Here is a 2,209-nt window from a genome sequence, read left to right on the forward strand (position 1 = left end):
GTATGACTTCGGAGCTAGGATGTATAGCCTGTCCCGATAGTGAAGCGTATCGGGAATCCGGCCATTGGCAGATGGTTTGTACTTGATCCACTGGCGGAAAAGATGCGTAGGCATTCACCGTACAATTATGCATTCAATAATCCGCTGAGGTATATCGATCCGGATGGGATGGCACCGCAGGTTGCAATCGTTCACGCAACCCCGAAACACAGCGACAGTGAGGATCCTACTCAAAATGAAGTGGGTACTGGGCAGGTAGTTAAAGGAGGATATGGTGAAGATATTGATATCGGAAACGTATGGAGCCATACAGAAGATGGTGGATATCTTTCTGATAAAAAAAGCAAGAATGATCAAGAGAAGAAAGATTGTTGTTCAGGAAATAGTGACTCTAAACAAAAAACTCCTAATGAAATATCTAGAGAGAATGGCAAAGGATATGGGTATGTAGGAAATTCCAAGGAAGTTGATGGCATAACTTACTATAAAATGTCTGATAGAAGAGGAAATACTTTTTGGGTTGATAAGAATTGGAATAGCATGAAAGGAATAAATATGTTTGAATATTTTCCGGGAGGTAGCAAGTTTCGGGCGACACATATGGGGCAAGATTTAATTTCAATTAAAAATTCAAAGGCACGACAAGTGATTGAAATTTTGATTAATAGAGGGCTTGAAATTTATTTCATGAAGCAAAATATGCCTTGGCTTTTGAATGACCCAGTGATTCCTGTAAATTTTACTGAACTTAATGAAAAGAAGCTCTTAAAAAATTGAATTATGATTGATGTTATTGAGTTTAAAATTGATTTAGAAAATGGTTTGTTTTTATTTAAAAATGGGCCTACTAGAGTGTTAAAATTCAGTGAAATTTCTAGCTTGGAACTTGGATATGGTGTTATGGTTAAAAATAGAATTATTCTAATAGTAATTTCTATATTTTTTCTGCTTTGTTCAATTATTATTTTTTATAATCTATTTTCTAGATTTAATCAGTTTAATTCTGTGTTGGAATTAGAAAATACTGAGGTGAGAAAGATTGGAGTAAATATTGTTTTAGCCTTTGTATTTATATCGATGTCTATATATGTATTATGTGAATTATTAAGTAAGAAAGTCTATTTAAAAATAAATAACAGAAAATTAGTGGTCTCCAAAGAAATGGAAAATCCTAAAGTTAAAATTTTAAATAATTATTTTAAGAATAATTTTGAAGATAAGTATAAATCTAAACTCTCATACTGAGAGTGGAGAAGTTTCTTGTTATTGCAGGTGAGTGTAGTATAGGTATAATTTGTAATGGGGTGTTGGACTCTAGGTGTAGTTTGTCCCGTACAGCTGTCGGGACTACACCTTTATATATATTGAATTTTTAATTCGAGCAACTCTCTTTATGTTGATGATATGGGAGAAGCTTATCAAATTCGTGATCAAGAAATCGAGTAATTGAAGATCTTTTAAATGTAGGCAAGAATCACCCAAGCGAGATTCTATGAGACCAATAAAATCAAATTTTAACTTATAAAATACCTTATTTCTTTACGTTCCAAGTGGTAGGTTGGGCAGATGTTTTTACCAGAAAAGTATATCGGGATTTCATTTTGGAGAATTTGATCTATTGTCGAAAGGAAAAGGGTTTGTATTTGTACGGCTATGTGATCATGAGCAATCATATTCATTTGGTCGTTCAGCAAAAGGACAGAAAGCTCTCGGATTGGGTGCGGGATTTCAAAAAGTTCACGAGTAAGAAATTATTGAAAATGATTCTTGAAAACTCTCAAGAAAGTAGGCGAGAGTGGTTGAAGATGATTTTTGAGTATCATGCTAAGTTTAATAAGCGATCAGGCGAATTGCAGTTTTGGACCCATGAAAATCATGCAATTGAGTTGTATAAACTTGAAATGATTGAAAGCAGGATGGCGTACATTCATGAAAACCCTGTTAGGGGCCCTGGGTAGAAAATGCTGAAGATTTCTTATATTCAAGTGCTCGGAACCCCGCCACGTCGGGCAGGTATTCTGGATTGAAAGGTTTAATTGAGGTGGATTATTAGTGAGTCTGGCAGGTATTCCCAATTAAAAATTGGAACTGATAGGAGGGTGTAGTCCCGACAGCTGTACGGGACAAACTACACCCAGTCACCACGGTGTCGAGACTACACCCAGTGGGGGGAATCCTGCTATAGACAGATGGTTTGTACTTGATCCAA

Annotated in this window: 3 protein-coding genes; all 3 read left to right on the top strand. The window is 35.6% G+C overall.

From position 1 onward, the window contains the following. Window positions 1-168: 168 nt before the first annotated feature. The 3 genes from BVH04_RS24890 (at window position 169) to BVH04_RS24900 (ending at window position 1,958) form a co-directional block, all read left to right on the top strand. Window positions 169-777 (top strand): hypothetical protein, encoded by a 609-nt coding sequence (locus BVH04_RS24890; protein ID WP_170147827.1) that lies wholly within the window; start codon window positions 169-171, stop codon window positions 775-777. A gap of 3 nt (window positions 778-780) precedes the next feature. Continuing rightward, window positions 781-1,245, top strand: coding sequence for a hypothetical protein (locus tag BVH04_RS24895; protein WP_086544165.1), 465 nt, complete (start codon window positions 781-783; stop codon window positions 1,243-1,245). 305 nt (window positions 1,246-1,550) lie between these two features. Further along, the gene (locus BVH04_RS24900; protein ID WP_240511063.1) at window positions 1,551-1,958 is read left to right on the top strand and encodes a transposase; all 408 of its coding nucleotides are present in this window, start codon (window positions 1,551-1,553) and stop codon (window positions 1,956-1,958) included. Window positions 1,959-2,209: the final 251 nt, after the last annotated feature.

This window comes from Algoriphagus antarcticus, from assembly GCF_002150685.1.
GTDB classification, from domain to species: Bacteria; Bacteroidota; Bacteroidia; order Cytophagales; family Cyclobacteriaceae; genus Algoriphagus; species Algoriphagus antarcticus.